Source organism: Curtobacterium sp. AC268 (assembly GCF_979258745.1).
On record NZ_OZ409878.1, the window covers coordinates 142,033 to 168,839 of the forward strand.

Below are 26,807 nucleotides of genomic sequence, written 5' to 3' on the forward strand. Positions count from 1 at the left end.
GTGGTCGTCGTCGCCGGACTCCTTGCGGTGGCGCTGGGGCTCGTCGTGCTCGGCGGGCTCCTCGCCGCGAGCGATGCCGCACTCTCGGTGGTCTCCCGGGCCGACCTCGAGGAGATCGCCAGGGGCAACAAGCGCCGCCGCGCCATCGAGGCGATCGCTGACGACGTCGGGGCGCACGTCAACGCGCTGAACTTCTTCCGGGTCCTCGCCGAGACCGCCGCTGCGGTGCTCGTGACGATCGCCCTCGTGCGCGCCTTCGACAGCTGGTGGATCGCACTCGTCGTCTCCGCCGCGATCATGACCGCGGTGTCGTTCGTGCTGGTCGGGTCGAGTCCGCGCAGCGTCGGACGCGCGCACGCCGAGCGGCTGATCGGTGCGACCGGCGGCATCGTCCGTGGGGTCCGCATCGTGCTCGGTCCGCTGGCCGGGCTGCTCGTCCGGATCGGCGACCGCGTCACCCCCGGCCGCGGCCGGAGCGCCTCCACCGTGTCGAGCGAGGAGCAGCTGCTCTCGCTCGTCGACGAGGCCACCGAGAGCAACGTGCTCGAGGACGAGGACCGCGAGCTCATCCACTCGGTGTTCGAGTTCAGCGACACCCTGGTGCGCGAGGTCATGGTGCCCCGCACGGACATGCTCACCGTCGACGGCGCGGAGACACTGGCCGCGGCGATGGAGCAGTTCCTGGCCGCCGGGGTGTCCCGGATGCCGGTGACGGGCAAGGACAGCGACGACGTGCGGGGTGTGCTCTACCTGCGCGACGTCGCGCGGTCGCTGTACGAACGACCGGCGTCCCGCAGTGAGCGGGTCAGCCGGCTGCTGCGGCCCGCCGAGTTCGTGCCGGAGTCGAAGCACGCCGACGACACCCTGCGGCACATGCAGGTCGCCAAGAACCACCTGGTGCTGGTGGTCGACGAGTACGGCGGTGTCGCCGGGCTCGTCACCATGGAGGACCTCATCGAGGAGCTCGTCGGCGACATCTCCGACGAGTACGACCGCGCCGTCGTCGACAGGACCGAGGTCGAACCGGGCATCTGGCGGATCTCCGCCCGACTGCCGATCGACGAGCTCGGCGACCTGTTCGGCATCGAGCTCGACGACGACGACGTCGACACCGCCGGTGGCCTGCTCACCAAGGAGCTCGGACACCTGGCCGTCTCCGGCGACACCGTCACCGTGTCCGGGGTCGTCCTGACCGCCGACCGGGTCGAGGGCAAGCGCCGCCACCTCATCACCGTGCTCGCCGAGCGCACCCACGCCCTGGCCGACGTCGAGGACGCCTTCGACGACGCCGAACCCACCACGACGGGAACCACGCACGCATGACCGACCCCGACACCACCCAGGCCGGCTCGGAGAAGCCCTACCGCGCGGGCTTCGTCTCGTTCGTCGGCCGTCCGAACGTCGGCAAGTCGACGCTGACCAACGCCCTGGTGGGCGAGAAGGTCGCCATCACCTCGTCGAAGCCGCAGACCACCAGGCGCGCCATCCGCGGGATCGTGCACCGGCCCGACGGCCAGGTGATCATCGTCGACACCCCGGGCGTGCACCGTCCGCGTACCCTGCTCGGCGAACGGCTCAACGACCTCGTGCAGTCCACACTCGGCGACGTCGACGTGATCGGGTTCTGCGTGCCGGCGAACGAGCCCGTCGGTCCCGGCGACCGGTTCATCAACGACACGCTCGACCAGTACCCGCGCGCCAAGAAGATCGCGATCGTCACGAAGATCGACAGCACCTCCAAGGACCGCGTCGGTGAGCAGCTGCTGGCCGTCTCGAAGCTCCGCGACTGGGACGCCGTGGTGCCGACCTCGGGCACCAGGGGCATGCAGCTCGAAGACCTGCTCGGCGTGATCACCGCCCTGCTCCCCGAGTCGCCGCAGCTGTACGACTCGAGCGCGGTGACCGAGGAGACCGACGAGGAGCGCATCGGCGAGCTCATCCGCGAGGCTGCGCTCGAGGGTGTCCGTGACGAGCTGCCGCACTCGCTCGCCGTGGTCATCGAGGACATCGTCGAGCCCGACGCCGACGACGACGCCGACGGCCCCCTGCGCATCTTCGCGAACCTGTTCGTCGAGCGGGACAGCCAGAAGGCGATCGTCATCGGACACAAGGGTGAGCGCCTGAAGGACGTCGGTTCCCGGGCCCGCGTCGAGATCGAGTCGCTGCTCGGCGGCCGGCACGTCTACCTGAACATCCGCGTGAAGGTGGCCAAGGAGTGGCAGCGTGACCCGAAGCAGCTCGGACGCCTCGGCTTCTGACCGTCGGCCGCTCGCACCCCGGGTCATCCGGGCGAGGGACGCGGGGACGAGCGACCCGCCGTACCGTGGACGGGTGTTCCGTCCCATGCTGCGTGCGCAGGTCATCACCGACCTGCTGATCGCCGTGCTGCTCGGCGGCCTCGTGCTGGTCGCCAGCGGGCGCGGGCTCGACGGGCCGCTGTCGGTGGTCACCGTCGTCGGGATGACCGGTGCCCTGGCAATCCGGCGCCTGTCACCCGGGCTCGCCCTGGCCGTGGCGTGGGTGTTCGCGGTCTTCGAGATGGTCACCCTGCAGGTGCCGGACGTGTCGAACGCGTTCATCGCCGGCGTCATGTACACGACGAGTGCGTACGGCAGCCGCCGTGTGCGGCTGGCCGGGCTCGTGTCGGCGATCCTCGGGTCCGTGGCGGCGGCGGCGTACATGGGCTTCGACGACTACCAGAACCGCCTCACCTACGAGACCGCCTCGACGCCGCTGCAGGAGTCGCTGCAGGTCACCCTGTCGTTCTTCGCCGTCGTCCTGCTCCTGCTGCTGCTGCCGTGGCTCGCCGGACTCGTGGTCCGGACCCGTCGCTCGGCGAGCATGAGTCGCGAGGCCCAGCTGCTTGCCGAGCGTGACGCCGCGCGGGCCGACCGGGCCGTCGCGGTCGAGCAGGAGCGCGTGCGGATCGCCCGCGACATGCACGACATCGTCGCGCACTCGCTCGCGGTCGTCATCGCGCAGTCCGACGGTGCCCGGTACGCCCTGAAGGCCGACCCCGCGGTGGCCGACCAGGCCCTCAGCACCATCTCGGCCACGGCCCGGCGTGCCCTCGGCGACGTGCGCGAACTCCTCGGCGCGCTCCGGCACGAGCAGGGGACCGCGCCGACGCCCGAGATCGACGACATCGACCGGCTCGTCGACGAGATGCGGCAGCTCGGGCTCGACGTGCGGGTGGAACGCGAGGGCGACCCCGCCGGGCTGCCCACCACCACGCAGCTCGCCGTCTACCGGATCGTGCAGGAGAGCCTGACGAACGCGTACAAGCACGGAGAGCCCGGCAGCCCGGTGCGTGCCGCCCTGACCTACCGGCCGGACACGGTCGAGATCGCCGTCGTGAACCGACGTGCCGACGACGGTGTCCGCGGACCCGGCACGGGCCACGGTCTGGTCGGCATGCGCGAGCGCGCCGTGATGACCGGCGGCACCATGACCGCCGGCGCCCGAGGGGACGACTTCGCGGTCGCCGTCCGGATGCCGACCGTCCCGGCCAGCGGGCAGATGCCCCGCGGCCGGATCACCCAGACCGAGCAGGAGCGCACCGCCCGATGACCACGATCCCGACCGACGAGCACTCGATCCGCGTCGCCCTCGTCGACGACCAGGCGCTGTTCCGCACCGGCATCCGGATGCTCATCGACTCGCAGCCCGACCTGCGGTTCGTCGGCGAGGCGGGCGACGGTGCCGAGGGGGTCGAGCTCGTCCGACGGACCCGTCCCGACGTGGTGCTGATGGACGTCCGGATGCCCGTGATGGACGGCATCACGGCGACCGGGCACATCGTCGAGCAGTCCGGCACCGACGGTGCGAAGGTCCTCGTGCTGACCACGTTCGACTTCGACGAGGCCGCCGCCAAGGCCATCCGCGCCGGTGCGAGCGGCTTCGTGCTCAAGGACGCCGACCCCGAGTTCCTGCTCGCGGCTGTCCGGACCGTGCACGCCGGCACCGCGGTGTTCGCCGCGTCGGCCACGCGGGAGCTCCTGCGGCGGTACGACGACTCGGTCGGACGCGCTGCCGCCGTCCCCGCGGCGTTCGCCGACCTCACGCCGCGTGAGCGCGAGATCTTCGACCTGGCCGCCCGGGGGTTCAGCAACAGCGAGATCGCCCAGCACGAGTACGTCAGCGAGGCGACCGTGAAGACGCACATCTCGCGGGTCCTGACGAAGCTCGAGCTCCGGGACCGGGTGCGCCTCGTCGTCTTCGCCCACGAACACGGGCTCGTCACCAAGGCCGACTGATGCCGGGTCATCCGCGGGGATGACCCCTCCACAGGCAACCGAGCCGAGCGGACGATCCACAGGAGCCGAGCGGGCGACGCGGGACGGGACCCTGACCGCCATCGTGGATGCATGACCACGAGCCACGCCCCGATCATCCGCCTCGACCACGTGTCCAAGCACTACGGCGACGACGCCCGACGTGTGACCGCGCTCGACGACGTCAGCGTCGACATCGGCGCGGGGGAGTTCACCGCGGTGATGGGCCCGTCCGGGTCCGGCAAGTCGACGCTCATGCACGTCGCGGCCGGCCTCGATGCCGTGTCCGCCGGCCGGATCCAGATCGACGGCGTCGACATCACGGCCCTGGGCGACAAGGACCTCACCGAGCTGCGTCGTCGTCGGCTGGGCTTCGTGTTCCAGTCGTTCAACCTCGTCCCGACGCTCGACGTCAGCGAGAACATCCGGCTGCCGTTCCTGCTCGGCGGGCACAAGCCCTCGCACGAGGAGACCGCCTGGATCGACCGGCTGGTCGAGATGCTCGGGCTCGGTAACCGGCTGACGCACCGGCCGCACCAGCTCTCCGGGGGGCAGCAGCAGCGGGTCGCCATCGCACGGGCGCTCGCTTCGCGGCCGGCGGTGGTCGTCGCCGACGAACCGACCGGCGCGCTCGACTCCCGCACGGGGCGCGACGTGCTCGCGATCCTCCGCGGCGCCGTCCAGGAATGGGGCCAGAGCGTCGTCATGGTGACGCACGACCCGGTGGCGGCCGCGAACGCCGACCGCATCCTGTTCCTGGCCGACGGCCGGATCGTCGCCGACCGCCCCGCGATGGACGCCGGCGCGATCTCCACGACGATGCTCGGGATGGAGGCAGCAGCGTGAACGGCGTCCGATCCTTCGCCCCCACCGTCCTGGTGGCCGCCCTCGGCACCACGTTCGGCTCCGCCCTCGTCATCGCACCGGGGATCGTGACCGAGGCGCTCCGAGCCGCAGGGGTCGCCGACCTCGGTCCGATCAAGGCGATCCTGTCGGTGGTCGGGTGGCTGTTCCTCGGCATCGCGCTCTACGTCGGCGCGATCGTCACCGCGAACACCTGCGCCACCCTGATCGCCGGGCAGACCCGGATCATCGCGCTGCAGCGGCTCGTCGGTGCGACCGGTGCGACCCTCCGGGCGCGGATCACCCGCACCGGCCTGGTCGTCGGCGTGCTCGGCGGCGTCGTCGGCGCTGTCGTGGGCACCGCGCTCTCGGCCCTGTTCGTGGTCGTCCTGCGGGGCAACGGGGTCCTGCCCGACGCCGAGTACACGTACGTGCCGTGGGAGCTCGTCCTGCCGGTCGTGGCCGTCGTCCTCGCCACCTGGGGTGCCTTCGCTGCCGGGTCGCGCCGTGTGCTCACCGTCACACCGCTCGAAGCCCTGTCGTCGTCCGTCGAGCCGAGCCACGACGACGTCCGGTCCGGTACGGCCCGCAAGGTCTGGGCCATCGTGCTCATGGCCGGCGGCGCGGTGCTGATGCTGCTCGGGCTCGCGGTGAGCTCGCTGTCACCGGTCGCGGTCCTTCCGGCGGCGCTCGGCGGGTTCGTGTCCTTCGCGGGGGTCGCCGTGGGGGCGACGATCGTGATGCCGCCCGTGCTGCAGCTCATCGGCCGCATCGGCTCGCACGACCCCGTCGTCCTGCTCGCCGGACGGAACGCGATGCGGGCGCCGGGTCGGTCCTCGCGGGCGACCATCGGGCTCGTCATCGGCGTCACGCTGCTCGTCACCTTCGCGGTGGCGCTCGGCATCATGCAGCACGTGCTCGAGACCGAGATGCGCGCCATGAGCGCGGGGAGCGCCACCCCCGAGATGATCGAGGCGCAGCGGGACCTCTTCGTGCAGATCAACGCCGTCGTCAGCGTGATCGTCGGGTTCTCCGCCGTGATCGCCGCCGTCGGGGTCGTGAACGCCCTGGCGCTCGGGGTGCTCCAGCGTCGACGCGAACTCGGGCTGCTGCGGGTGCTCGGCCTGACCGGTGCGCAGGTCCGACGGATGATCGTGACCGAGGCCGTGCAGATGGTCGTCGCGGCCGTCGTCTCGGGGCTCGCACTCGGCACGCTGTACGGCTGGGTCGGCGGGCAGACGCTGCTCGGCTCGCTCGGGACGCCCGTGGCACCGGTGCTGCCGCCGCTGACCATCGGCATCGTGGTGATCGGCGCGCTGGTCCTGGCGGTCGTCGCCACCATCGCCCCGGTGCGGCGTGCGATGCGCGTCCCGCCGACCGAGGCGCTCGCGGTCGACTGACCCGTCGCCCTGGTCGCACAACGCGACGACACGGGAGGCCCGTGCCAGCTGGCACCGGGCGTCCCGTGTCGTCGCGTGGTCGCGCCGACGTGCCCTGCCCGGCCCCGCCACGCCACGCCGCTGACGTCCGCCGAGGTGTCACGAACCGTCGTCCGGACGCGGCCCGGGAGACAGAATGTGACCGCTCGGCGACCGGCCCGCGGCAGGTCTCGACCACTCGGCACCTCACCCCGCGCCTCACCCGGCACCCACTCGGCACCCTCGTTCGACGGCACCGGGCGGTCCCGCGTCACACGCTTGCGCCAGCCTGGTACACCGGTGCTACCGTGGGTCCCGATGTACTCGGCACTCCTCCTCCTTCGCTGCCGCGACGAGGCCTGACACTCCGGCCCACCTCGTCGCGGAGTCCGTCGTGGCCGCACCACAACAGCTCACGAACACGCGACGAAAGCGAAGAACGATGCAGAACACCCAGCAGCCCTCCGGGATGCCGATCCACAAGTACGTCCCGTTCCACGAGCAGATCAGCGTCGACCTGCCGGACCGCACCTGGCCCACGAAGCGCATCGACAAGGCACCGCGCTGGTGTGCTGTCGACCTGCGTGACGGCAACCAGGCCCTCATCGACCCGATGGACGCCGAGCGCAAGCGGGCGATGTTCGACCTCCTCGTCCGGATGGGCTACAAGGAGATCGAGGTCGGGTTCCCGAGCGCCTCGCAGACCGACTTCGACTTCGTCCGGTCGCTGATCGACGAGGGCGCGATCCCCGACGACGTCACCATCCAGGTGCTGACCCAGGCGCGCGAGCACCTCATCCAGCGCACCTACGAGGCGATCGACGGCGCGAGGCAGGCCATCGTCCACCTGTACAACTCGACGAGCATCGTGCAGCGCGAGGTCGTCTTCCGCACCGACGTGCAGGGCGTGGTGGACATCGCGGTCACCGGTGCGAAGCTCTGCAAGGCCGCCGAGGCGACGCTGCAGCACGACACGACGATCTACTACGAGTACTCGCCGGAGTCCTACACGGGCACCGAACTCGAGGTCGCACTGGAGATCTGCAACGCCGTCCTCGAGGTCTTCGAGCCGACGCCCGAGCGCAAGGTCATCATCAACCTGCCGGCCACCGTCGAGATGGCCACGCCGAACGTCTACGCCGACTCGATCGAGTGGATGTCCCGCCGCCTCGCCCACCGCGAGGACGTGATCCTGTCGCTGCACCCGCACAACGACCGGGGCACCGCGGTCGCGGCCGCCGAGCTCGGATACATGGCCGGTGCCGACCGCATCGAGGGCTGCCTGTTCGGCAACGGTGAGCGCACCGGCAACGTGGACCTGGTCGCCCTCGGGATGAACCTGTTCACGCAGGGCATCGACCCGGAGATCTCGTTCGCCGACATCGACCAGGTGAAGCGCACGGTCGAGTACTGCAACCAGCTGCCGGTGCCCGAGCGCCAGCCGTGGGCGGGCGACCTCGTGTACACGGCGTTCAGCGGCTCGCACCAGGACGCCATCAACAAGGGCTTCGAGGCGATGAAGGCCAAGGCCGCCGCCGCGGGCAAGGACATCGACGAGATCGAGTGGGCGGTGCCGTACCTGCCCGTCGACCCGAAGGACATCGGCCGGTCGTACGAGGCCGTCATCCGCGTCAACTCGCAGTCCGGCAAGGGCGGTGTGGCGTACCTGCTCAAGACCGACCACGCCCTCGACCTGCCCCGCAAGCTGCAGATCGAGTTCTCCGGCGTCGTGCAGCGGCACACCGACACCGAGGGCGGCGAGTTCTCGTCGCAGCGCATCTGGGACGTGTTCCAGGACGAGTACCTGCCCGCGTCGATCGACGACGAGAAGTGGGGCCGGTACGAGCTCACCAAGACGGCGACGTCGAGCGACTTCGAGGGCACGACCTCGCTGTCCGTGGCACTCCGGGTCGACGAGGGCGCGGTCACGGCCGAGGCCGTCGGCACCGGTCCCATCGACGCGTTCCTGAAGGTGCTCGCCGAGCAGGGCGTCCAGGTCACGCTGTACGACTACTCGGAGCACACGATGAGCGCCTCCGGTGACGCGAAGGCGGCGTCCTACGTCGAGCTCGACGTCGACGGCGTGCGTCTGTGGGGCGTCGGCATCGACGCCGACATCTCGACGGCGTCGCTCAAGGCGATCGTGTCCGCGGTGAACCGCGCGGTGCGTGCGGGTGCCGCGGCCGGCGCGCCGGAGCTCGTCTCGGCCTGAGACGCAACCAGGCCGGGAGGCGCGCTGCGGGTCCGTCCCGCAGCGCGCCTCCCGTCTGTGCCCGGTCTTTCCCCCGTCACGCGCGATGGCAGGTCGAATCGGGCGTACCTGATCGATTCTTCCGACCAGGTACGCCCGATTCCACTCGGTACCCCCGAGCCCCCGCCCGTACCGCACGCGGCTGTCGGCGGGGCGGGGGATACTGGGGGCATGCCGCTGTACCGGGACGAGTGCGTCGTGTTGCGCACCCACAAGCTCGGTGAAGCCGACCGCATCGTCACGATGCTCTCGCGGCAGCACGGCAAGATCCGCGCCGTGGCCAAGGGTGTGCGGCGGACCGCGTCGAAGTTCGGCAGCCGGCTCGAGCCGTTCATGGTCGTCGACGCCCAGTTCTACGAGGGCCGGTCGCTCGACATCGTCACCCAGGCGGAGTCCCTCGGCGCGTACGGGGCCCAGATCGTCGCCGACTACGGTGCGTACACCGCGGCCAGCGCCATGGTCGAGACCGCCGACCGACTGAGCGAGGCCGACGCCGGGCTGCAGCAGTACCTGTTGCTCGTCGGGGCGCTCCGCTCGTTGTCGCGCGGTGAGCACCAGTCCAGCGCGACCCTCGACTCGTACCTGCTCCGCGCGATGAGCATCGCGGGGTGGGCCCCCTCGTTCAGCGACTGCGCGGTGACGGGGAGCCCGGCCCGCACTCGGCGTTCGTGGTGCAGCTCGGCGGTGTCGTCGCCGACCGTGCGGCACCCCCCGGGACCCCGCGGCTCGACGCGGCGACGCTCGGGGTGCTCGGCTCCCTGCTCGCCGGCGACTGGGCGACGGTCGACGCCACCGACGAGCGGACGCGTTCGCGGGCCTCCGGCGTGGTCGCGGCCTACGCCCAGTGGCACCTGGAACGATCGCTCCGGTCCCTGCCGCACGTCGACCGCTCCGAACACCCGATGCCGGTGCCGCAGACCCACGGCGGACCCGAGGCGACGGCGCGCGCGGTGGCCTCGACCCCGGCACCCGCCGTGCCCGAGCCCGACCCTGATCCCGCTGTCGAAGGAGCCCCCACCGCATGAGCCCCCGCCGCCCCGACGACGTCGAACCGTTCCGCCCGATCGACTGGACCGGCGAGACGCCCCCGGCGATCCCGGCCCGGTTCGTGCCGGAGCACGTGGCCATCGTCATGGACGGCAACGGCCGGTGGGCGAACGGCCGCGGCCTGACGCGGATCGAGGGGCACAAGGCGGGCGAGGCCTCGCTGCTCGACGTCGTCGCCGGGGCGGTCCAGATCGGCGTCCGGCACGTGTCGGCGTACGCGTTCTCGACGGAGAACTGGAAGCGCTCCCCGGAAGAGGTCCGGTTCCTGATGGGCTTCAACCGCGACGTCATCCGCCGTCGCCGTGACCAGCTGCACCAGTGGGGCGTCAAGGTGCGGTGGGCCGGCCGCCGTCCGCGGCTGTGGCGGAGCGTCATCGACGAGCTCGAGACCGCCGAGCGGATGACGGCGGGCAACGACGTCCTCACGCTGACGATGTGCGTGAACTACGGCGGCCGGAACGAGATCGTCGACGCCGTGCGGGGCATGGCCGAGGACGTCGTCGCCGGACGCCTGAAGCCGAGCCAGGTCACCGAGAAGGCACTCGCCAAGCGGCTGTACGTGCCCGAGATGCCCGACGTCGACCTGTTCCTCCGGAGCTCGGGGGAGCAGCGCACGAGCAACTTCCTGCTGTGGCAGTCCGCCTACGCCGAGATGGTGTTCCTCGACCGGCTCTGGCCGGACTTCCGTCGCACCGACCTGTGGGGTGCGATCGAGGAGTACGCCAGCCGAGACCGACGCTACGGCGGCGCGGTCGACGCCCCGACGGCGTAGCCCGAGCACAAGCCCGAGCTCGAGCCCGCCCCCTCAGCCCGGCAGCGGCCCCTCGAGCAGGTGGGCCGCGGAGCGCACCGCGTCGAGCGCCGCACGAACGCTCGGCACGCGGTCGGCACCACGGGCGACGACGACCTCGACACGCCGGGCCAGCTCGTCGTCCACGGGGTCGATCGCGACACCGGCGGGGATGACCGTCGTCGCGAGTGCCAGCCGGGGGAGCAGCGCCACCCCGAGCCCGGCGGCGACGAGCCCCACCACCGCGGCCGCGTTGTCCGTCTCCAGCACGATGTCCGGCGTGAACCCCGCGCTCGCGCACGATGCGAGCAGGTGCCCACGACACCGCGGGCAGCCCCCGATCCACCGGGCGTCGTGGTGGGACGCGAGGTCCACGACGGTGGAGCCTGCGGGGCGGAGTCGCTCAGCGCCTCCCGGCTCGACCGGCGTCACCAGCGCGAGCGGGTCGCGACCGAGTGCCCGGGTGACGAGGCCCGGGTCCGGGGTGGTCCCGACCTCGTCGCCGACGTAGGTGAAGGTCAGGGCGACGTCGACCTCGCCACCGCGCAGCAGGTCGAGTGCCTCGGGTGGCTCGACCTCGACGTACGAGGTCGTCACGCCCGGCGCCGTCGCGGCGAGCCGGGCGAGCACCGCGGGTACGAGGGCGGAGGACGCGCTCGGGAACCCGGCGAGTCGCACCCGGCCACGGCTGAGTCCGCCGACGGCGTCGAGGTCCTCGCGCGCCGCGGTCAGCGCGGCCTGGACGTGCAGGGCGTGGTCGGCGAGCACCTGCCCCGCATGCGTGAGGGTCGCGCCCCGTCCGCCGCGCAGGACCAGTGCGTGCCCGAGACGCTGCTCGGCCCGGGCCAGCAGCTGGCTGACGGCCGGCTGGCTCGATCCGAGTGCGGCGGCGGCGCGGGTGATCGACCCGCCGTCGGCCACGGCGCGCAGGACCCGGAGCAACTGGGGATCGATCTCGTCCATCACCCGATGTTATCGGTGGCACAACGAACCGGCTCTGGTGTGATGGGACGGGAACGAGGACGCTGTCCGCATGGACTCCTTCCCCGCCGGCCGCGGCTACCTGGCGGCGTGCACCGCGGGCCTGCCGACCCGCGGCACCCTCGCCGCCCAGCGCGCCGACCTCGACGCGTGGTCCCGGGCCGAGACGTCGCCCGCCCGGTACGGCGCGCTGGTCGAGCAGGGGCGTGCGCTCTTCGCCGCGCTGGTCGGCGTCCCGGTGGAGCGCGTCGCGACCGGATCGCAGACCTCGGTGATGGCCGCGGTCGTCGCCGACGCGCTGCCGGACGGCGCCGAGGTGGTCGTCCCCGACGGGGACTTCAGCTCGGTCGTCTTCCCGTTCCTCGCCCAGGCACACCGCGGCGTCCGGGTCCGGAGCGTCCCGCTCGAGCGGCTCGCGGAGTCCGTCGGGCCCGACACCGCCCTGGTCGCGTGGTCCGCGGTGCAGTCCGCGACCGGCGTGGTCACCGACCCCGACCCGGTCGTGGCCGCCGCCCGACGCGTCGGCGCCCTGACCCTCTGCGACCTCACGCAGGCCGCCGGCGTGCTGCCCGTCGACGCCGCACCGTTCGACGTGACGCTCACGCACACCTACAAGTGGCTCTGCGCTCCGCGCGGCGTCGCCTTCATGACGCTCTCCGACACCGCCCTCGGCCGGCTCCGTCCGGTGCAGGCCGGCTGGTACGCGGGCGCGGACGTCTGGTCCTCCTGCTACGGCCCCGCCATGCACCTGGCCGACGACGCGCGTCGCTTCGACGTCTCGCCGGCCTGGCAGGCGTGGCCCGGTGCCGTGGCCGCGCTCGAGCACGCGGTCGCGCTCGACCAGCAGGCGGTCTGGAGGCACGCCACCGGTCTCGCAGATCGTCTGTGCGACGCCCTCGGGTCGCCTCGGCAGGGCGACGGGCAGGCGATCGTGACGTTCGCGGACGCGGACGGGGCGGCCCTCCGGGCACTCACCGCCGCGGGCGTCACCGCCTCGGGGCGTGCCGGGCGACTGCGCATCGCGTTCCACCTGTGGAACGACGAGTCCGACGTGACCGACGTCGTGGCCGCGCTGGGCGGGGTGGGGCCGGGCACGTCGCGCGGGTGAGCGTGGAGGGCGGACCCGTGGCGGGCCTCCCGGGCCAGGATCGCCGGTAGTCTTGCCCGGACCGTTTCCGCACCGAGCACCCAGCTCGGCGACCTCTGGAGCACCCTTTGGCACAGCCCTCCCGTCTCGACAGCGTCATCGCCCTGGCCAAGCGCCGCGGCTTCGTCTTCCAGTCGGGTGAGATCTACGGAGGCTCCCGCTCCGCGTGGGACTACGGGCCCCTCGGTGTGGAGCTCAAGGAGAACATCAAGCGCCAGTGGTGGCAGCGGTTCGTCCGCGGCCGCGGGGACATGGTCGGCCTCGACTCCGCGGTGATCCTGCCCCGCAAGGTGTGGGAGGCCTCCGGGCACGTCGCGACCTTCACCGACCCGCTGGTGGAGTGCCTGCACTGCCACCACCGGTTCCGCGAGGACCACCTGCTCGAGGCGTTCGAGGCGAAGAAGGGCCGCGCTCCCGAGGGTGGCATGGCCGAGATCGCCTGCCCGAACTGCGGCACCCGCGGCGAGTGGACCGAGCCCCGCGAGTTCTCCGGGATGCTCAAGACCTACCTCGGCCCGGTCGAGTCGGAAGAGGGCCTGAACTTCCTGCGCCCCGAGACGGCGCAGGGCATCTTCGTCGACTTCGCGCAGGTCGTCACGACCAGCCGCATGAAGCCCCCGTTCGGCATCGGTCAGGTCGGCAAGGCGTTCCGCAACGAGATCACGCCCGGCAACTTCATCTTCCGCACGCGCGAGTTCGAGCAGATGGAGATCGAGTACTTCGTGCCGCCGGCCTCGGCCGAGGAGCACTACGAGCAGTGGATCGCCGACTCGGTCGCGTTCTACACCGATCTCGGCATCGACCCGGAGAACCTGCGTCGCTTCGACGTGCCGGACGGCGAGCGGGCGCACTACTCCGACGCCACCGCCGACATCGAGTACCGCTTCGGCTTCACCGGCTCGGAGTGGGGCGAGCTGATGGGCGTCGCGAACCGCACCGACTTCGACCTGAACAACCACATCGAGGCGTCCGGCCAGGACCTCCGGTTCTTCGACCAGGCCGCCAACGAGAAGTACGTGCCGTACGTCATCGAGCCGTCGTTCGGGCTGACCCGTGCACTCATGGCGTTCCTGCTCGACTCGTACCACGAGGACGAGGCCCCGAACGCGAAGGGCGGCGTCGACAAGCGCACGGTCCTGCGCCTCGACCCGCGCCTGGCCCCGGTGAAGGCCGCCGTCCTGCCGCTGTCGCGCAACGAGCAGCTCTCGCCCGTCGCCCGCGGCCTGGCCGACGACCTGCGCAAGAACTGGAACGTGGACTTCGACGACGCCGGGGCCATCGGCCGTCGCTACCGTCGCCACGACGAGATCGGCACGCCGTTCTGCATCACGGTCGACTTCGACACGCTCGAGGACAAGGCCGTCACGGTGCGCGAGCGCGACACCATGGGCCAGGAGCGCGTCTCGCTCGACCAGCTGCAGGGGTACCTGGCGCAGCGGTTGCTCGGCGCGTAGGGCTTCCGCGGCTCCGCACCGCCCCCGCGTCGCCTTCGCACCGGCTCCGCGCCGCCTTCGCACAACCAAAGTCACCTCGAACCGCGTGATCGCGCGGCGCGAGGTGACTTTGGCTGTGCGGCGGGAATGCGCGCCGCACGAGCGCGTTGGGGTCAGCATGAACGACTCCGTGAAGGTCGATGTCTGGTCGGACATCGCCTGCCCCTGGTGCTACATCGGCAAGCGCAAGTTCGAGGCCGGCGTCGCCGCGTTCGGCGCCTCGAGCGAGGGCCGCCCCGTCGAGGTCGAGTACCACTCCTTCGAGCTCAGCCCGGACACCCCCGTCGACTTCGAGGGCACCGAGGCCGAGTTCCTCTCGGGCCACAAGGGCATGCCCGTCGACCAGGCGCAGCAGATGCTCGACCAGGTCACCGCCATCGCCGCTGGCGTCGGTCTCGACTACGACTTCGAGGCCATGCACCACACCAACACGGTGAAGGCCCACCAGGTCATCCACCTCGCCAAGCAGCACGGCAAGCAGCTCGAGATGGTCGAGCGTCTGTTCACCGCCTACTTCGAGCGCGGCGAACACGTCGGACAGGAGTCCTCGCTCGCCGACCTGGCGGCGGAGATCGGCCTCGACCGCGACGAGGTCCTCAGCACCCTGCGCGACGACGCCCAGCTCGCCGCGGTCCGCGCCGACCAGGCCCAGGCGCAGGCGTACGGGATCAACGGCGTGCCCTTCTTCGTGATCGACGGCAAGTACGGCGTCTCCGGTGCCCAGGACCCCACGGCGTTCGAGCAGGTGCTCCGCCAGGTGGTCGCGCTCCGCGAGACCACGCCGGAGGAGGTCGCCTCGGCGGCCGAGCGCGCTGCGGACGACGCGAGCGCGGACGTGGCGGTGACCCGATGACGGACATGACCATCAGCGACCAGGGCGCGGTGCGCCTCCAGGCCGTGACGTCGGTGCCGTCCGTCCCGGACGCGCTCACGGGGCTGCCGGGCGCGTTCGGTGGTTCCGGCGTTCCCGGTCTGGAGGCCCGTCCCGCGTTGCTGACGCTCGTCACGCCCGGCGGTGCGCCGGTCTGCGAGGGCGACGCCTGCCTGATCGACGCCGGCTCGTTCGCCGGGGCCGAGGGCGACTGGTCCGAGGTTCCGGACTGACGGCTGCGTCAGTCGCGCTGCGGTTCCTCGTCGGTGATGTCGGCGACGGTCGCGCCGTAGGCGGCGACGAGCGCGTCGGCGTCGACGAAGGCGCTCGCACCGTGCCGGCCGGCGCCCAGGGCGACCCGGCGGCCGACGATGCGTTCGTCGGCGTACACCGGCAGGTCGCCCGTGGCACCGATCGGCGTGATGGTGCCGCGCTCGTAGCCGGACGCTCCGAGCGCCGTGGTGGCGTCGGGCATCGAGAGCTTGTTGACGCCGACGACCGTGCGGAGCTTCTTCCAGGCGATGCTGCGGCCGCCGGGCACCAGGGCGAGCAGGAACCCGCCGTCGTGGCGCCTCACCACCAGGGTCTTGACGATGTCGCCGGGCTCGATGCCGAGCAGTTCGGCGGCCTCGTGCAGGGAGTTCGCGGCCGGGCGCTCGACCACTTCGACCGGCAGGCCACGGGCCTGGGCGTCGGCGTCGAACCGGGTGCTGGCGTCGATGGTCATGAGGAGAACGCTACCGGCGGGCACCGACGTGGGAGAATGGGAGACGTATGACGATCACTGACGCACCCGGGACGGCGACCCGTCCGGCGAAGCCCCTGCGCATCGGCCCCATCGAGGTCGACGTGCCGGTCGTGCTCGCGCCGATGGCGGGCATCACGAACATGGCCTACCGCCGGCTCTGCCGCGAGTACGGCGCCGGCCTGTACGTGTGCGAGATGATCACCTCGCGCGCGCTCGTCGAACGGACGCCCGTGTCGATGCAGCTCATCCAGCACCACGAGTCCGAGACCCCGCGGTCGATCCAGCTGTACGGCGTCGAGCCGAACACCGTGGCCGAGGCGGCGACGATCCTCGTCGGTGAGGACCGTGCCGACCACATCGACCTGAACTTCGGCTGCCCCGTTCCCAAGGTGACGCGGAAGGGCGGCGGAGCGGCGCTGCCCTGGAAGCTCGACCTGTTCCGCGAGCTCGTCACCAAGACCGTGCGTGCCGCTGGTGACGTCCCCGTCACGGTGAAGATGCGCAAGGGCATCGACGAGGACCACCTGACCTACCTCGACGCTGCCCGCATCGCGCGCGACGCCGGGGTCGCGGCCGTGTCCCTGCACGCCCGCACCGCGAACGACCACTACTCCGGGCACGCCGACTGGTCCGCGATCGCCACGCTGAAGGAGACCGTCACCGACATCCCGATCCTCGGCAACGGCGACATCTGGTCGGCCGCCGACGCGCTCCGGATGATCGACGAGACCGGCGCCGACGGCGTGGTCGTCGGGCGTGGCTGCCTCGGTCGCCCGTGGCTGTTCGGTGACCTGGCCGCGGCGTTCCGCGGCGAGGGGCTGCGGTACATGCCGTCCCTGGGCGAGGTCGCCGACGGGTTCCGCCGCCACGCCGAGCTGCTCGTCGAGTTCTTCGGCGACGAAGAGCACGCCTGCCGCGACATCCGCAAGCACGTGGCCTGGTACTTCAAGGGGTACCCGATCGGCAGCGACGTCCGGGCCGGCCTGGCGATGGCGTCGAGCCTGCAGGAGATCGACGACTTCCTCGGCCAGCTCGACCACGACGCGCCGTACCCGGGTGCCGACGCCGAGGGGCCGCGCGGTCGAGCCGGGCACCCGAAGCGCACCGCTCTGCCCGACCGCTGGCTCGAGAGCCGCGACGTCGACTCCGAGTTCCGCAAGGTCCTGGCCGCCGCCGAGCTGCACCACAGCGGCGGATGAGCGCCACCGCCTCGTACGGCCCGGCCGACGCGGAGCGCTGGCTCCCCGAAGAACACGGCAACCGCCGCTCGGACTTCGCCCGTGACCGCGCCCGACTGCTCCACTCCAGCGCCCTCCGGCGTCTGGCCGCCAAGACCCAGGTGCTCAGCCCGACGGCGGGGCTCGACTTCGCCCGCAACCGGTTGACCCACTCGCTCGAGGTCGCGCAGGTCGGCCGCGAGCTCGCCGACTCGCTCGGACTCGACCCCGACGTGGTCGACACCGCGTGCCTGGCGCACGACATCGGGCACCCGCCGTTCGGGCACAACGGCGAGACCGCCGTGAACGCCTGGGCCACCGGGATCGGCGGCTTCGAGGGCAACGCGCAGACGCTCCGGCTGCTGACGCGGCTCGAGCCGAAGGTCTACGGCGTCCGGCCGGGTTCCGACGTCGACCGTCCGTACGGGCTCAACCTGACCCGCGCGTCGTTGGACGCCAGCTGCAAGTACCCGTGGCCGGCGGCGCAGGGGGTCTCGGAGTCGTCCTCCGGGCGCACCAAGTTCGGTTTCTACGACGACGACCACGACGCCTTCGAGTGGCTCCGCGCCGGTGCCCCGCGTCGTCAGCGCTGCATCGAGGCGCAGGTCATGGACCTCGCCGACGACATCGCGTACTCGGTGCACGACTTCGAGGACGCCGTCGTCGCCGGGTTCATCGACGTCGCGGCCCTGGGCGACCGCGTGGGCGAGAACGACATCGTGAGCGCCATGCACGCCTGGGTCGGCGACGATCTGAGCCGCGACGAGCTGCTCGAGGCGTTCGACCGCCTGCGCGAGTTGCCGCTCTGGATGACCGCGTACGACGGCTCCCGCCGTGACGCCGCACGCCTGAAGAACCTGACGTCACAGCTGATCGGACGCTTCGCGCGCACCGCCACGACGGCCACCCGTGAGTCCTACGCTTCGGGGTCGCTCGTGCGGTTCGCCGCGTCGGTCGTCACCCCGCCCGAGATCATCGGTGAGATCGCGGTGCTCAAGGGCATCGTCGCGGCCTTCGTGATGACCCAGGGCGACCGTCAGCCCGTGTACGAGGACCAGCGCCGCGTGCTCACCGAACTGCTCGACGCGCTCGCGGCGACGGGGGCGTCCGACCTGGAGCCCGGCTTCGCCGCCGACTGGCACGCCGCGGGCGACGACGCCGGCCGACTGCGCGCCGTGGTCGACCAGGTGGCGAGCCTGACCGACCAGGGTGCACTCGCGTGGCACCGACGTCTGGTGGTGGGTGACCGTGACCCGGTCCACATCGCCGTCTGACCGGTCCGCCGACGTCGGTCCCACGAACTAGGATCGAGGGGTGGCTGGCAGGATCGCGCGGAACGACATCGACGAGGTCCGCTCGCGTGTCAACATCGCCGACGTCGTGGGCGACTACGTCACGCTGAAGCACGCGGGCGTCGGGTCGATGAAGGGCCTCTGCCCCTTCCACGACGAACGCTCCCCGTCGTTCCACGTCCGGCCCCAGGTCGGCCGTTACCACTGCTTCGGCTGCGGCGAGGACGGCGACGTCTTCAGCTTCATCATGGCGCAGGACCACACCACCTTCGCCGAGGCCGTCGAGCGCATGGCCGCGAAGATAGGCTTCACCCTGCACTACGAAGAGGGCGACGGGCCGCGCACCGACTACAACACCCGTGCCCGGCTGATCGCCGCGAACGAAGCCGCGCTCGAGTACTTCACGGGGCAGCTCACCACCGCTGCCGCCGACCCCGCCCGCCGGTTCCTGGGGGAGCGCGGGTTCGACCCCTCGGCCGCCCAGCACTTCGGCGTCGGGTTCGCCCCGAAGTCCTACGACATGCTCAAGGACCACCTGCGCGGGCGCGGCTTCACGATGGAGGAGCTCGTGTCCGCCGGCCTCGTCAGCCAGGGTGACCGCTCGCCGTACGACCGGTTCCGCGGGCGCCTGATGTGGCCCATCCGCGACGTCACCGGGGCGACCATCGGCTTCGGGGCGCGCCGCCTGCTCGAGGACGACAAGGGTCCCAAGTACCTCAACACGCCCGAGACCCCGATCTACCACAAGAGCCAGGTGCTCTACGGGCTCGACCTGGCACGCCGCGACATCTCGAAGCAGAAGCAGGTCGTCATCGTCGAGGGCTACACCGACGTGATGGCGTGTCACGTCGCGGGCGTCACGACCGCCGTCGCCACCTGTGGCACGTCGTTCGGGGTCGACCACATCAAGGTGCTGCGCCCGATGCTCGGTGACCTGGCCGGCGCCGACCCGAACGCCAACGGCGAGGTCGTCTTCACGTTCGACCCCGACGAGGCCGGGCAGCGCGCAGCCTCGCGTGCCTTCGCGGAAGAACAGCGCTTCGCCGCGCAGACCTACGTCGCCGTGGCGCCCGGTGGGCTCGACCCGTGCGACCTCCGGCTCGCCCGCGGTGACGACGCGATCCGCCGATTGGTCACGAACAAGCGCCCGATGTTCGAGTTCATGATCCGCCGCACCCTGGACGGTCACGACCTCGAGACCGTCGAGGGGCGCGTCGGTGCCCTGCGCGCTGCTGCGCCCGTGCTCGCCGGCATCCGCGACCGCTCGCTCACGCAGGGCTACGTTCGCGAACTCGCCGGCTGGCTCGGCATGGAGATCCCCGAGGTCCGTCGGTCGGTCGAGACCGCCCGGCGTCGTGCGGGCTCCGCCGGGCAGGACGACCGGTCCGCGGGCTCGGGGCGCGACGGCCGTGCCGGATCCGGCACTGACGGGGCCGACACCCCCGACGAGCCCGTCGCCGGGATCCGCTCGCTGCCGAACGACCCGATCAGTCGCATGGAGCGCGACGCCGTGATGGCGATGGTGCAGCAGCCCACGTCCGTCGGGGCACCGATGCTCGGGCTCGCCGCGTCGGCCACGTTCTCGACGCCGATGCTCGCCGCCGTGCGGGACGCCGTGGTCGCCAACGTCGACGTCATCGGCGCGGGGGACTGGCTCGACCGACTGCTCGCCGACGTGCCGGCGCCCCTCCGCACCCTGACGCACGAACTCGCCCTCGCACCGATCCCCGCGCGCAACGCGGAGGACCTGGCGGCCTACTGCCGGAGCATCGTCGTGGCCCTGGTCGAGCGCGACCTGCTCGCCCGCAAGGCCTCCTTGCTCGGACAGCTGCAGCGCGCCGACCCGCACGAGCAGGCCGAGCGTCGCGCGGAGATCCAGCGGCAGCTCGTCGACATCGACGGGCAGCGGATGCGGTTGCGCGCCGACGCCGAGGCGTCCTAGGGCTCTTCGGGCTGTTGGTGTGCGCGGGGTCGCACGGCGCGCCGCGTGCGTCTCGCCGAGGTGGCACGAACCGTCGCACGGTGGGGCTGCGAGCGGCTGTGCGTGCGACCTCGGCGACGGCGTGAGCGGTCGGGACGTGCCGCGTGTGGGGCGTCGAGTGGTCGCAAACCGTCAGTTGGCCGGGGTCCGGCCGACGGAACGTGACCGCGCGGGGTGTGTCCGGCGGGGAGTCGTGACCGCTCGGCGGGGGCGAGGGGCGGGCCGGACGCGGGGCGGGCCTCCCGGCCGGGCGTGCTAGGTCGCACGACGCGCCGGGTGCGTCTCGCCGGGGTCCTGCGAACCGTCGCACGGTGGGGCTGCGCCGGCGTTTGGTGCGACCTCCGGCGATGGCGTGAGCGGTCAGGACGTGCCGCGTGTGGGGCGTCGAGTGGTCGCGAAGTGTCGGTTGGCCGGGGTCCGGCCGACGGAACGTGACCGCTCGGCGCGGGGCCGGCGGGGAGTCGTGACCAGCCGATGAGGGCGAGGGGCGGGGCGGACGCGGGGCGGGCCTCCCGGCCGGGCGTGCGAGGTCGCACGAACTGTCGCCGGCGTCCCGTCGGACGGCAGCTCGGGCACTTTCGGTGCGGGAACGGGCGCAAACGGGTGGGAACCAACGCCAGACGCCCCAGGTTGCACCACGCAACTTTCGTGCGTGACGCGCCGCTCGACTCCGGCGGAATCATGCATCACGCGGCGGGCCCGTGCATTACAGCGGTGTAAACAAATCGCCCCCGGTTCGTTCTGTTCCGTGACAGGGTGATACCAATGAGCGTTCCTGGCCGGGCACACAGACGTTCCACCCTCCGGCTCAGGACTCTTGCAATCATGACCAGAGAGGCAGCGGACATGGCATCCGTGACCAAGTGGGGCAAGCGCGGCATCGCGCTCGGCGCCGGTGCAGCAGCGACGGCGCTGGTGCTGACCGGCTGCGCGAGCAGCAGCGTGAGTGACACCGAACTGAACGGCCTGAGCATCGGGACGACGGACAAGATCACGTCCCTCGACCCGGCCGGTTCCTACGACAACGGCTCCTTCGCCGTGCAGAACCAGGTGTTCCCGTTCCTGATGAACACGCCCGTGGGGAGCCCGGACGTCGAGCCGGACATCGCCACGAAGGCGGAGTTCACGAACCCGACCACCTACGAGGTCACCCTCAAGGACGGGCTCGAGTTCGCGAACGGCAACAAGCTCACGTCGAGCGACGTGAAGTTCTCGTTCGACCGCGAGCTGAAGATCAACAACGAGAACGGTCCGCAGTCGCTGCTGGCCAACCTCAAGAGCATCGACACCCCGGACGACACCACCGTGGTGTTCAACCTGGACCACGCCGACCAGACCTGGCCGCAGGTGCTCTCGAGCCCCGCGGGTCCGATCGTCGACGAGGACGTCTTCAGCGCGACGAAGCTCACCAGCGCCGACGACATCGTCAAGGGCAAGGCCTTCGCCGGGCAGTACCAGATCAGCTCCTACAAGGAGAACGACACGATCCAGTACAAGACGAACCCGAAGTACGACGGTCTGCTCGGCAAGGCGAAGACCGACGAGGTCACCGCCAGCTACTACACCAAGGAGACCGACCTCAAGCTCGCCGTGCAGAAGGGCGACGTCGACGTGGCGTACCGCTCCCTGACGCCGACCGACATCTCGGACCTGCGCAAGGACGACTCCCTCAAGGTCACCGACGGCCCCGGCGGCGAGATCCGCTACGTGGTCTTCAACTTCAAGACCCAGCCGTTCGGCACCGGGCAGGACGACGCCGACGAGGCGAAGGCCCTGGCCGTGCGTCAGGCCGCCGCCGACGTGGTCGACCGTGCCCAGCTCGCGAAGGAGGTCTACAACGACACCTTCACCCCGCTCTACTCGATGGTCCCGGACGGCCTGACCGGCGCGGTCCAGCCGTTCAAGGAGATGTACGGCGACGGCGACGGCGGCGCGGACGTGGCGAAGGCCAAGAAGACGCTGTCGGACGCCGGTGTCACCGGCAAGGTGCAGCTCGACATCCAGTACGCGCCCGACCACTACGGTTCGGCTTCGGACGACGAGTACGCGCTGCTCAAGCAGCAGCTCGAGGACTCCGGTCTGTTCACCGTCAACATCCAGTCGACGGTCTACACGACCTACGCGCAGGAGCGCACCAAGGACGCCTACCCCGTGTACCAGCTCGGCTGGTTCCCGGACTTCTCCGACGCCGACAACTACCTGTCGCCGTTCTTCACCAAGGAGAACTTCGTCCAGAACCACTACGACGACCCGGAGATCCAGGACCTCATCGCGAAGGAGCAGGCCGAGTCCGACACGGACAAGCGTGCTGCCCTGATCGAGCAGGCCCAGGAGCGCGAAGCCACCCAGATCTCGACGCTGCCGCTGCTGCAGGGCAAGTCCGTCGCGGTCGCTGGCAAGGACGTCAAGGGCCTGACCCTCGACGCCTCGTTCAAGTTCCGGTACGCCACCCTGAGCAAGTAGCACCAAGCCCCACGTGCAGGCCGCGGGCGTTCCCACGAGGAACGCCCGCGTGCCTGTGCAACGGCGACGAAAGGCACACACCCCGTGACCCTCAGCACTCCCGAGGCGACGCAGGACGTGAACGGCACCGATCCCACCAAGCCACAGGCACAACGCAGTGCCAAGAACAGTGGCGGCGGACTCGGCCGGTACATCCTCGTCAGGTTCCTCCTCATCATCCCGACCGTCTTCATCCTGGTGACGCTCGTGTTCTTCCTGATGCGCGTCATCGGGAACCCGATCACCGCATCGGTCGGCGGTCGTCTCACGCCGAGCCAGCTGCAGGAACGCCTGCACGCCGCCGGGTACGACCGGCCGGTGCTCGTGCAGTACTTCGAGTACCTCGGCAACATCCTGCGCGGTGACTTCGGCACCTCGTCGACGGACAACCGTCCGATCACCGACATCATCGTCACGTACGGCGGCGCGACCGCGGAGCTCGTGTTCTACGCGCTCATCGTCGCGCTCGTGCTCGGCATCCCGCTCGGCATGCTCGCCGCGTACACGCGCGACAAGTGGCCGGACGTGCTGCTCCGTGCGCTCGCGATCCTGACCTACGCCACGCCGGTGTTCTTCGGTGGCCTGCTGCTCAAGCTCGTCTTCTCGGTGTGGCTCGGCTGGCTGCCCCTCGGCGACCGTGCCTCGACCCGGGTGTCGCTCATCCTCGACGGCATCCCGGGCGCGAGCGGCATCTACATCATCGACGCGCTCCGCACCGGCAACGCCGCGGTCATCGGCGACGTGCTGCAGCACGCCGTCCTGCCCGCGCTGACGCTCGGTCTGCTGACGGCGGGCATCTTCCTGCGCCTGGTGCGCGCGAACATGATCGGGTCGCTCGGCTCGGAGTACGTCGACGCCGCCCGGTCCCGCGGCGTGCGCGAGTCGCGGCTCGTCCGCACCCACGCGTTCCGTCCGGCCCTCGTGCCGATCATCACCGTGATGGGGCTGCAGATCGCGATGCTCCTGGGCGGCTCGGTGCTCACCGAGACGACCTTCGGGTGGCGCGGCCTGGGCTTCGAGCTCAACCAGTACCTGTCGGCCCGTGACTTCGTCGCGGTGCAGGGCATCGTCGCGATGCTGGCGGTGATCGTCGCGGTGACCAACTTCATCGTCGACGTGGTCGCCGCCCTGATCGACCCGAGAGTGAGGTTCTGACGATGGTCGACACCACCCTCGTCGACCGCCACGAGCCGCTCTGGAAGCGGCTCCCCGTGGTGGTCCAACTCCGCCGGAGCACCGGCTGGCAGCGCGCCATGCTCATCGTCGGCGTGGTCATCTGCGCCCTCTACCTGCTCGTCGCGGTCTTCGCGCCGCTCCTCGCCCCGTACGGCTTCGGTCAGCTGCAGGGCGCAGACGGGCAGAGCTTCCCGCGCACCGGCGAACCGAGTGCCGAGCACATCTGGGGCACCACGGTCGGCGGCTTCGACGTGTTCAGCCGCGTGCTCTACGGTGCCCGCACGGCCGTGCTCGTCGTCATCGTCGCCGTGATCGTCTCGATCATCGTCGGCGTCCTGCTCGGCATGGTCTCCGGGTACCTGGGCGGCTGGCTCGACCGCGTCCTGGTGGTCGTGGCCGACGCCATCTACGCGTTCCCGTCGCTGCTGCTCGCGATCATCGTGTCCATCGTCATCTCCGGCGGCAACTCGAGCTACTCGGGCGGCATCATCGCGGCGGCGATCTCGATCACCGTCGTCTACGTGCCGCAGTACTTCCGCGTGGTCCGTGCCGAAGCCGTCCGGCTGAAGAACGACGCGTTCGTCGAGTCGGCGCGCGTGATGGGCACGAACCCGTGGCGCATCATGACGCGGCACGTCCTGCGGAACTCGACGCGTTCGCTGCCGCTCATCCTGACGCTCAACGCGAGCGACGCGATCCTGACCTTGGCCGGCCTCGGCTTCCTCGGGTTCGGCATCGGCCCGACGTCGGGCGCCGAGTGGGGCTACGACCTGAGCCGCGCGCTCTCGGACGTCGCGAGCGGTGTCTGGTGGACCGGTGTCTACCCGGGTGTCGCGATCGTGGTGCTCGTGCTCGGCGTGACCTTCATCGGCGAGAGCCTGAACGACATCTCCGACCCCCGCCTGCGTGCACGCCGACGCCTGAAGCAGCTCGTGTCCACGCGCGAAACACGCGACGCCGCGGCACCGCGCACCGCCGGGAACGACACGGAAGGGACGGGCGCATGACCCCGACCACCCGCCTGCAACCGGGCGACACCACCACCGAACCGGTCGTCGTCGTGGACGACCTGACCGTCACGTTCGCGACCGACGGCGGTGCCGTCGACGCCGTCAAGGGCGTCAGCCTCGACGTCCGCCCCGGCGAGGTGCTCGCCCTGGTCGGCGAGTCCGGCTCCGGCAAGTCCGTCACGGCGCGCAGCATGCTGCGGCTCATGCCGGAGACGGCGACGCTCGGCGGCGCGGTGCTGCTCGACGGCACCGACGTGGTGAGCGTCGGCGCGCAGAAGCTCCGCAGCCTGCGCGGAACGGCCGGGGCGATGGTGTTCCAGGAACCGTCGACCGCGCTCAACCCGGTCTTCACCGTCGGGTGGCAGATCGCCGAGGGACTCCGCGCCCACGGCGGCGTGTCCAAGAAGGAAGCACGGGCGAAGGCCATCGACTACCTCGGTCGCGTCGGCATCCCCGACCCCGAGACCCGCGTCGACCACTACCCGCACCAGTTCTCCGGTGGGCAGAAGCAGCGCGTGGTCATCGCGAGTGCCCTGGCCCTCGAGCCGAGCGTCATCATCGCGGACGAGCCCACGACGGCGCTCGACGTGACGGTGCAGGCCGAGATCCTCGACCTGCTGCGCCGCTGCCGTGACGAGTTCGGCACCGCGATCGTCGTCATCACGCACAACATGGGCGTGGTCGCCGACCTGGCCGACCGCGTCGCCGTGATGTACCAGGGTGAGATCGTCGAAGAGGCCACGGCGACGGCGCTGTTCGCGACGCCGCAGGCCGACTACACCAAGCGGCTGCTCGCGGCGGTGCCCCGGCTCGAGGCGTCCACCGGGGTGGCCCGGCGCGCCGCGATCGCCGAGGACGTCACCCCGCTGGTCGAGGCGAAGGGGCTCGAGATCGAGTACCCCGGGCGGCTCGGCTCGCCGGCGTTCAAGGCGGTCAAGGGCGTCGACCTGGCGATCCGTCCGGGTGAGGTCCTCGGCCTGGTGGGGGAGTCCGGCTCCGGCAAGACGACCATCGGCCGGGCCATGGCGGGCCTGACGAAGGTCACCGGCGGCTCGCTCAAGGTCCTCGGCGCCGAGATGCTCGGGTACCGCGAACGCGACTTCAAGCACCTGCGGAAGGACATCGGGTTCGTCTTCCAGGACCCGGCGACCTCGTTCAACCCGCTGCTGACGATCGCCGAGTGCGTCGCCGAGCCGCTGGTCGTGCACAAGGAGGTCTCGAGCCCGCGTGCTGCGCGCAAGCGGGTGGACGAGCTGCTCGAGGCCGTGCAGCTGCCGGCCGCGTACGGCGACCGCTACCCGCACGAGCTCTCCGGTGGGCAGCGCCAGCGCGCGTCGCTCGCCCGGTCGCTCGCGCTCCGGCCGAAGCTGCTCATCGCCGACGAGCCGACGAGCGCGCTCGACGTGTCCGTGCAGGCGCGCGTGCTCGAGCTCTTCCTCGAGCTCCAGCAGGACCTCGGCTTCGCCTCGCTGTTCATCAGCCACGACCTCGCGGTCGTCGGCGCGCTGTCCGACCGGATCGCGGTGCTGTACCGCGGTGACCTGGTCGAGACGGGCACGACGGCGCAGGTCCTCGGCGCGCCGCAGCACCCCTACACGCAGCGGCTCCTCGCGTCGCTGCCGGTGCCGGACCCAGCCGAGCAGGCGGAGCGACGGCGTACGCTGGAGCGACTGGAGCACGCCGGGTCCTGACCCGACGTGACCCACCCTGGAGGCCCGGCCAGCGTCGTCGACGCACGCCGGGCCTCCAGGGTGGTCGGCTCCACT

Annotated in this window: 21 protein-coding genes and 1 pseudogene; 20 read left to right on the top strand and 2 right to left on the bottom strand. The window is 71.2% G+C overall.

Translation table 11 applies throughout. The annotated features are described in order from the left end of the window. From ACZZ9K_RS00650 to ACZZ9K_RS00690, 9 genes and pseudogenes are all read left to right on the top strand, one after another. Entirely contained in the window at window positions 1-1,323 is a 1,323-nt protein-coding gene (locus ACZZ9K_RS00650) for a hemolysin family protein (protein WP_138803112.1), read from the top strand. Beyond that, entirely contained in the window at window positions 1,320-2,258 is a 939-nt protein-coding gene (gene era, locus ACZZ9K_RS00655; protein ID WP_027465313.1) for a GTPase Era, read from the top strand. Before ACZZ9K_RS00650 ends, era begins: the two co-directional genes overlap by 4 nt. A 73-nt stretch (window positions 2,259-2,331) precedes the next feature. Beyond that, window positions 2,332-3,570 carry a sensor histidine kinase gene (locus tag ACZZ9K_RS00660; protein WP_349848339.1) on the top strand — a complete coding sequence of 413 codons (1,239 nt, stop codon included), beginning with the start codon at window positions 2,332-2,334 and terminating at the stop codon, window positions 3,568-3,570. Beyond that, a complete protein-coding gene (locus ACZZ9K_RS00665) occupies window positions 3,567-4,256 on the top strand; it encodes a response regulator (protein ID WP_035808237.1) in 690 nt (229 codons plus the stop codon). Before ACZZ9K_RS00660 ends, ACZZ9K_RS00665 begins: the two co-directional genes overlap by 4 nt. 111 nt (window positions 4,257-4,367) lie before the next feature. Beyond that, complete coding sequence (locus tag ACZZ9K_RS00670) at window positions 4,368-5,120, top strand: ABC transporter ATP-binding protein (RefSeq protein WP_110860432.1); 753 nt, start codon at window positions 4,368-4,370, stop codon at window positions 5,118-5,120. Then, window positions 5,117-6,517 carry an ABC transporter permease gene (locus tag ACZZ9K_RS00675; protein ID WP_463443074.1) on the top strand — a complete coding sequence of 467 codons (1,401 nt, stop codon included), beginning with the start codon at window positions 5,117-5,119 and terminating at the stop codon, window positions 6,515-6,517. Before ACZZ9K_RS00670 ends, ACZZ9K_RS00675 begins: the two co-directional genes overlap by 4 nt. Window positions 6,518-6,977: 460 nt before the next feature. Then, on the top strand, window positions 6,978-8,747 hold the full coding sequence (gene leuA, locus ACZZ9K_RS00680) for a 2-isopropylmalate synthase (protein ID WP_463443075.1): 1,770 nt from the start codon (window positions 6,978-6,980) through the stop codon (window positions 8,745-8,747). Between the two features lie 210 nt (window positions 8,748-8,957). Next, window positions 8,958-9,601: pseudogene (recO, locus tag ACZZ9K_RS00685) on the top strand (DNA repair protein RecO); the annotation flags it as partial. A gap of 206 nt (window positions 9,602-9,807) precedes the next feature. Continuing rightward, a complete protein-coding gene (locus ACZZ9K_RS00690; RefSeq protein WP_138803116.1) occupies window positions 9,808-10,605 on the top strand; it encodes an isoprenyl transferase in 798 nt (265 codons plus the stop codon). Window positions 10,606-10,638: 33 nt separating this feature from the next. Here ACZZ9K_RS00690 and ACZZ9K_RS00695 read toward each other — a convergent pair whose 3' ends face one another. Then, window positions 10,639-11,586, bottom strand: a complete 948-nt coding sequence (locus ACZZ9K_RS00695; RefSeq protein ID WP_111193134.1) for a LysR family transcriptional regulator — start codon at window positions 11,584-11,586, stop codon at window positions 10,639-10,641. Between the two features lie 70 nt (window positions 11,587-11,656). Here ACZZ9K_RS00695 and ACZZ9K_RS00700 point away from each other — a divergent pair, with 70 nt between their 5' ends. The 4 genes from ACZZ9K_RS00700 to ACZZ9K_RS00715 all read left to right on the top strand — a co-directional run bounded on the left by ACZZ9K_RS00700 (window position 11,657) and on the right by ACZZ9K_RS00715 (window position 15,348). Beyond that, window positions 11,657-12,712, top strand: a complete 1,056-nt coding sequence (locus tag ACZZ9K_RS00700; protein ID WP_463443076.1) for an aminotransferase class V-fold PLP-dependent enzyme — start codon at window positions 11,657-11,659, stop codon at window positions 12,710-12,712. 107 nt (window positions 12,713-12,819) lie between these two features. After that, on the top strand, window positions 12,820-14,205 hold the full coding sequence (locus ACZZ9K_RS00705) for a glycine--tRNA ligase (RefSeq protein ID WP_027465322.1): 1,386 nt from the start codon (window positions 12,820-12,822) through the stop codon (window positions 14,203-14,205). Window positions 14,206-14,362: 157 nt separating this feature from the next. Continuing rightward, window positions 14,363-15,097 carry a DsbA family oxidoreductase gene (locus ACZZ9K_RS00710; protein ID WP_027465323.1) on the top strand — a complete coding sequence of 245 codons (735 nt, stop codon included), beginning with the start codon at window positions 14,363-14,365 and terminating at the stop codon, window positions 15,095-15,097. 5 nt (window positions 15,098-15,102) lie between these two features. Next, entirely contained in the window at window positions 15,103-15,348 is a 246-nt protein-coding gene (locus ACZZ9K_RS00715; protein ID WP_146247980.1) for a hypothetical protein, read from the top strand. 8 nt (window positions 15,349-15,356) lie between these two features. On the opposite strand, the gene ACZZ9K_RS00720 is transcribed toward ACZZ9K_RS00715, so the two are convergent. Further along, on the bottom strand, window positions 15,357-15,842 hold the full coding sequence (locus tag ACZZ9K_RS00720; protein WP_463443077.1) for an aminoacyl-tRNA deacylase: 486 nt from the start codon (window positions 15,840-15,842) through the stop codon (window positions 15,357-15,359). A gap of 47 nt (window positions 15,843-15,889) precedes the next feature. Between ACZZ9K_RS00720 and dusB the strand changes: the two genes are divergently transcribed. The 7 genes from dusB to ACZZ9K_RS00755 all read left to right on the top strand — a co-directional run bounded on the left by dusB (window position 15,890) and on the right by ACZZ9K_RS00755 (window position 26,732). Beyond that, on the top strand, window positions 15,890-17,062 hold the full coding sequence (gene dusB / locus ACZZ9K_RS00725) for a tRNA dihydrouridine synthase DusB (RefSeq protein ID WP_463443078.1): 1,173 nt from the start codon (window positions 15,890-15,892) through the stop codon (window positions 17,060-17,062). Beyond that, the gene (locus ACZZ9K_RS00730; protein ID WP_138803121.1) at window positions 17,059-18,354 is read left to right on the top strand and encodes a deoxyguanosinetriphosphate triphosphohydrolase; all 1,296 of its coding nucleotides are present in this window, start codon (window positions 17,059-17,061) and stop codon (window positions 18,352-18,354) included. The genes dusB and ACZZ9K_RS00730 overlap by 4 nt, the downstream gene beginning before the upstream one ends. 40 nt (window positions 18,355-18,394) lie before the next feature. Further along, window positions 18,395-20,314, top strand: coding sequence for a DNA primase (gene dnaG, locus ACZZ9K_RS00735; protein ID WP_463443079.1), 1,920 nt, complete (start codon window positions 18,395-18,397; stop codon window positions 20,312-20,314). A gap of 885 nt (window positions 20,315-21,199) precedes the next feature. Further along, window positions 21,200-22,816, top strand: a complete 1,617-nt coding sequence (locus ACZZ9K_RS00740) for an ABC transporter substrate-binding protein (RefSeq protein WP_071248075.1) — start codon at window positions 21,200-21,202, stop codon at window positions 22,814-22,816. A 117-nt stretch (window positions 22,817-22,933) separates the two neighbouring features. Continuing rightward, entirely contained in the window at window positions 22,934-24,010 is a 1,077-nt protein-coding gene (locus ACZZ9K_RS00745; protein ID WP_083404423.1) for an ABC transporter permease, read from the top strand. 2 nt (window positions 24,011-24,012) lie between these two features. Next, window positions 24,013-25,038 (top strand): ABC transporter permease, encoded by a 1,026-nt coding sequence (locus tag ACZZ9K_RS00750; RefSeq protein ID WP_463443080.1) that lies wholly within the window; start codon window positions 24,013-24,015, stop codon window positions 25,036-25,038. Beyond that, window positions 25,035-26,732: an ABC transporter ATP-binding protein gene (locus ACZZ9K_RS00755; RefSeq protein ID WP_138803124.1), complete on the top strand. Its 1,698-nt coding sequence runs from the start codon at window positions 25,035-25,037 to the stop codon at window positions 26,730-26,732. Before ACZZ9K_RS00750 ends, ACZZ9K_RS00755 begins: the two co-directional genes overlap by 4 nt. The last annotated feature ends 75 nt before the right edge of the window (window positions 26,733-26,807 follow it).

Excerpts from the sequence above, each read along its gene's own strand:
- ACZZ9K_RS00700 (WP_463443076.1), top strand. The coding sequence starts at position 11,657 with ATGGACTCCTTCCCCGCCGGCCGCGGCTACCTGGCGGCGTGCACCGCG.
- ACZZ9K_RS00755 (WP_138803124.1), top strand. The coding sequence starts at position 25,035 with ATGACCCCGACCACCCGCCTGCAACCGGGCGACACCACCACCGAACCG.
- ACZZ9K_RS00750 (WP_463443080.1), top strand. The coding sequence starts at position 24,013 with ATGGTCGACACCACCCTCGTCGACCGCCACGAGCCGCTCTGGAAGCGG.
- dusB (WP_463443078.1), top strand. The coding sequence starts at position 15,890 with ATGACGATCACTGACGCACCCGGGACGGCGACCCGTCCGGCGAAGCCC.
- ACZZ9K_RS00670 (WP_110860432.1), top strand. The coding sequence starts at position 4,368 with ATGACCACGAGCCACGCCCCGATCATCCGCCTCGACCACGTGTCCAAG.
- leuA (WP_463443075.1), top strand. The coding sequence starts at position 6,978 with ATGCAGAACACCCAGCAGCCCTCCGGGATGCCGATCCACAAGTACGTC.
- ACZZ9K_RS00730 (WP_138803121.1), top strand. The coding sequence starts at position 17,059 with ATGAGCGCCACCGCCTCGTACGGCCCGGCCGACGCGGAGCGCTGGCTC.
- ACZZ9K_RS00665 (WP_035808237.1), top strand. The coding sequence starts at position 3,567 with ATGACCACGATCCCGACCGACGAGCACTCGATCCGCGTCGCCCTCGTC.
- ACZZ9K_RS00690 (WP_138803116.1), top strand. The coding sequence starts at position 9,808 with ATGAGCCCCCGCCGCCCCGACGACGTCGAACCGTTCCGCCCGATCGAC.
- ACZZ9K_RS00695 (WP_111193134.1), bottom strand. The coding sequence starts at position 11,586 with ATGGACGAGATCGATCCCCAGTTGCTCCGGGTCCTGCGCGCCGTGGCC.
- era (WP_027465313.1), top strand. The coding sequence starts at position 1,320 with ATGACCGACCCCGACACCACCCAGGCCGGCTCGGAGAAGCCCTACCGC.
- ACZZ9K_RS00710 (WP_027465323.1), top strand. The coding sequence starts at position 14,363 with ATGAACGACTCCGTGAAGGTCGATGTCTGGTCGGACATCGCCTGCCCC.
- ACZZ9K_RS00720 (WP_463443077.1), bottom strand. The coding sequence starts at position 15,842 with ATGACCATCGACGCCAGCACCCGGTTCGACGCCGACGCCCAGGCCCGT.
- ACZZ9K_RS00740 (WP_071248075.1), top strand. The coding sequence starts at position 21,200 with ATGGCATCCGTGACCAAGTGGGGCAAGCGCGGCATCGCGCTCGGCGCC.
- ACZZ9K_RS00715 (WP_146247980.1), top strand. The coding sequence starts at position 15,103 with ATGACCATCAGCGACCAGGGCGCGGTGCGCCTCCAGGCCGTGACGTCG.